Source organism: Streptomyces sp. GC420 (assembly GCF_009916105.1).
In the GTDB taxonomy this organism is placed as follows: domain Bacteria; phylum Actinomycetota; class Actinomycetes; order Streptomycetales; family Streptomycetaceae; genus Streptomyces.
In genome coordinates, this window is sequence record NZ_JAAAXQ010000538.1 from 1 (window position 1) to 4,008 (window position 4,008).

At 71.8% G+C, this 4,008-nt stretch carries 3 protein-coding genes; 1 reads left to right on the top strand and 2 read right to left on the bottom strand.

What is annotated here, in order from left to right:
- The coding region (locus tag GUY61_RS35665) for an energy-coupling factor ABC transporter permease (protein WP_166634454.1) at positions 1-751 on the bottom strand (751 nt) is incomplete at its 3' end.
- A 310-nt stretch (positions 752-1,061) separates the two neighbouring features.
- On the opposite strand from GUY61_RS35665, the gene GUY61_RS35670 reads away from it, so the two are divergent.
- Positions 1,062-1,505, top strand: a complete 444-nt coding sequence (locus tag GUY61_RS35670) for an SsgA family sporulation/cell division regulator (protein ID WP_166634455.1) — start codon at positions 1,062-1,064, stop codon at positions 1,503-1,505.
- Positions 1,506-1,659: 154 nt separating this feature from the next.
- Here GUY61_RS35670 and GUY61_RS35675 read toward each other — a convergent pair whose 3' ends face one another.
- Complete coding sequence (locus GUY61_RS35675) at positions 1,660-3,891, bottom strand: MMPL family transporter (RefSeq protein ID WP_166634456.1); 2,232 nt, start codon at positions 3,889-3,891, stop codon at positions 1,660-1,662.
- Between the last annotated feature and the right edge of the window lie 117 nt (positions 3,892-4,008).

Below are 4,008 nucleotides of genomic sequence, written 5' to 3' on the forward strand. Positions count from 1 at the left end.
GGGCGGAGGCGGCCTGCGCGGAGGCGGCGGGCGGGGAGGCCGGCTCGCCGTCCCGCTCCGGCCGCAGGGGCGCCGCCGCGACCTTCAGCTCCAGCGGCCTGGCCAGCCCGCGCGCCCCGTACACCAGGTCGGGCCGTACGGCGATGACCGCGCCCACCGTCAGCGCGGTGATGACGGCCTCGCCCATGCCGATGAGGACATGCACGCCCACCATCGCCGCGAAGACCTTGCCGAGCGAGACGTCGGCCGTGCCGCCGAGTGCGTAGACGCCGGTGAAGGCGACGGCGGCGGCGGGCACGGAGACGAGTGCGGCGACGAAGGAGGCGGCGGTGACCGACCCCCGGTTGCGCGGCAGCAGCCTCACCAGGCCGCGGAATACGAGGTAGGCGACGGGCACGGCGACGACGGCCATGTCCGTGACGTTCACGCCGAGTGCGGTGAGCCCGCCGTCCGCGAAGAGGACGGCCTGCATCAGCAGGACGACGGACAGGCAGAGCACGCCCGTCCAGGGCCCCACGAGGATCGCGGCCAGTGCGCCGCCGAGGAGATGCCCGCTGGTCCCGGCCGCCACCGGGAAGTTCAGCATCTGAACGGCGAAGATGAACGCCGCCACCAGTCCGGCGAGCGGCGCGGTCCGCTCCCCGCCGAGTTCCCTGCGCGCGCCGCGCAGGGCGGCGGCCACGGCACCCGCGGCCACGGCCCCGGTCGCGGCGGAAACGGGCAGATCGATGAAGCCGTCGGGGACATGCATGACGTGACTCCGCTCGGATGGCTGCTGAACCGTTCGATCATACGGCCTTACTGCGAACTGTTTGCAAGAGCGCCTGACATGCGAATCCCTTCGCCCTCTGCCGGGCGGGAACTCCATCCCCACCAGCACCATTCGGGCCAGGCTGGGCGCGGTACCCGTCGCAGTCGTTTAACTTGGGATAAGTGGCACACGTCACAGCAGCTCCGCACGGAACTCCTGTGGTGCCCGCACACATGGGCCGTCCCGGGGTACGGATCGGGAGACAGGGCACCAGGCGCGCTCCGCCAGCACCGTCGAAGAGGAGCCAACGATGAAGCAGCAGCCATCCGAGACGCAGCCGGAGCCGGTAGCCGTCGAGCAGTCCGCGAGAGCCCGTCTGATCACAGGTGCGGAGCGTCAGGTGACGGTCCGCGTGACCCTGCGCTACGACAGCACCGATCCACTGGCCGTCCGGATCACCTTCCCGGCCGAGGTGTCCCTCGACGGCAACCCGGTGACCTGGGCCTTCGCCCGGGACCTGCTGGAGGAGGGGCTTCGGACCCCCTCCGGCGGCGGCGACGTGCAGATCTGGCCGTGCGGGCGGGCGCAGACGGTGCTGGAGTTCCACGCTCCCGAGGGTGTGGCACTGGTGCAGTTCGACACCGCCGCGCTGCGCCGCTTCCTGATGCGTTCGTACGCCCTGGTGGGACACGGTACGGAACAGCGGGTCTTCGATCTGGAGCGGGGACTGGCCGGTCTCCTCAAGGACGCGTGAGAGGCCCGGCCGCGGGTCCCCGGCGCCTTCGCGCCGGGGAGACCACGCCCGGGCCCCTTCACCTCCGTGCCGGCCCCGTCCCCACGGGCCGCGGCACGGACCGGGATCGCGCCCCGCTCGGACGCGGAACCCGGGGCACTGGGTCAGACGCGCTTCACACGCCGACCGCCTGCTTCTCGTCGGCAGCGGTTTCGCCGCCCGCGTCCGGGGAGGTGCGCAGGCCCTCGCCCTCGACGTCGACGTTGGGCAGTACCCGGTCGAGCCACCGCGGCAGCCACCAGGCCTTCCTGCCGAGCAGGGCGAGGACCGCGGGGACGATCGCCATGCGGACCACGAAGGCGTCGAACAGGACGGCGACGGCGAGACCGAAGCCGATCATCTTGACCATGGCCTCGCTGGCGCCGATGAAGCCGCTGAAGACGGCGATCATGATGGCCGCGGCGGCCGCGACCACGCGCGCGCCGTGCTGGAAACCGGTGACGATCGCCTGCCCCGGCCGCTCGCCGTGGACGTGGGCCTCTCGCATCCGGGTGACCAGGAAGACCTCGTAGTCCATGGCGAGGCCGAAGACCACGCCGATCATGAAGATCGGCATCAGGCTCATGATCGGGCCGGTCTCCTCGACGCCGATCAGGCCGGCGAGCCAGCCCCACTGGAAGACCGCGACCACCGCGCCGAGGGCGGCGAGCACGGAGAGCAGGAAGCCGAGCGCGGCCTTGAGCGGCACCAGGATCGAGCGGAAGACCAGGATCAGCAGCAGGAAGGCCAGGCCGACGACCAGGATCAGATACGGCACGAGGGCGTCGGACATCTTCTGCGAGAAGTCCACGTTCATCGCCGTCTGGCCGGTGACCAGCAGCTGCGCGCCGCTGTCGCGTTCGATCGCGGCACCGGCCCCCCGGATGTCGTCGACCAGGGCCTCGGTCTCGGGCGAGCTGGGCTTGGACTGCGGGACGACCGTGATCATCGCGGTGTCGCCGGTCTTGTTGAAGGTGGCCGGGGCGACGGCGGCGACGTCGTCGAGCTTGCCCACCGTGGCCGCCACCTCGGCGGCGGCACCCTTCGGGTCGTCGCTGCCCTCGGCGTCCACGACCACGACGAGCGGGCCGTTGAATCCGGGGCCGAAGCCGTCGGACAGCAGGTCGTAGGCGCGGCGCTGGGTGGTGGAGGTGGGCTGGGTGCCGTCGTCCGGCAGACCCAGTTCCATGGACGACACCGGTACGGCGATCGCCGCGAGGCCGGCCACACCGGCCAGCAGGACGGCGACGGGCCTGCGCAGCACGAAGCGGGCCCAGCGGGTGCCCATGTTGGGCCGGTCGCCCGCGTCCTTGTGCGCGAGCTGCTCGGCTTCCTTCCGGTCGCCCTTGCGCGCCTTGCGGGGCAGCACCCTGTCGCCCGCGAAGCCGATGAGCGCGGGAACGAAGCTGAGGGCGATCAGTACGGCGACGCCGACCGTGCCCGCGGCGGCGACACCCATCTTGGTCAGCATCGGGACGTCGACCACGGCCAGGCCGACGAGGGCGATGACGACCGTCAGGCCGGCGAAGACCACCGCGGATCCGGCGGTGCCGACGGCGCGGCCCACGGCCTCCTCGCGTTCGCGGCCCTCGGCCAGCTCGGCCCGGTAGCGGGAGACGATGAACAGGGCGTAGTCGATGCCGACGGCGAGGCCGATCATCAGGGCGAGGGTGCTGGTGTTGTCGCCCAGGTCGAGGACGTTGGCGAGCGCGGTGATCGTCGAGACACCGATGCCGACGCCGATCAGCGCGGTCAGCAGGGGCAGCCCGGCGGCGATCAGCGAGCCGAAGGTGATGACCAGGACGACGGCGGCGACGGCGACACCGATGACCTCGCCGGCCGCGGACTCGGGCTCCGCCTTGAGCGCGTCACCGCCGACCTCGACGGTCAGCCCGCTCCGCTGCGCGTCGCGCGCGATCTCCTCCAGCGCCTCCTTCGCGGAGTCGTCCAGCTCCATGGCGTTGACCTGGTAGGAGACCTGGATGTAGGCCGTCGAGCGGTCCTGGCTGACCGCCTTCGCGGCGTACGGGTCCATGACCGCCGCGATCTGGTCGGAGCTGTCCTTCAGCTCGCCGATCACCTCGCGGACGTCGGCCTTGTTGGCCTTGCCGGTGATCTTCTCGCCCTCGGGGGCCTTGAAGACGACTCGGGCGGTGGCGCCGTCGGCGCTGTTGCCGGGGAAGCGCTCGTCGAGCAGGTCGAAGGCCCGCTGGGCCTCCGTTCCCGGCACGGAGAAGGAGGCGGCCTGGGGCGTGGACGCGCTGGAGGCGGCGAAACCGGCGACGGCCAGCAGCGCCACCCAGAAGAGGGCGACGAGCCGGCGGCGCCGGAAGGCGAACCGGCCCAGTCGGTAGAGGTATGTGGCCACGAGGAGGACTCCCGGGTCAGGTCGTTGAGGATGGGCGTACGGAACCAGCCCGACGACGAGAGCGGCGCGTCAGGTGGAGCGGTGGAACGGGGAATTGCGGGGAGGGACGTGCGAGGG

Excerpts from the sequence above, each read along its gene's own strand:
- GUY61_RS35670 (WP_166634455.1), top strand. The coding sequence starts at position 1,062 with ATGAAGCAGCAGCCATCCGAGACGCAGCCGGAGCCGGTAGCCGTCGAG.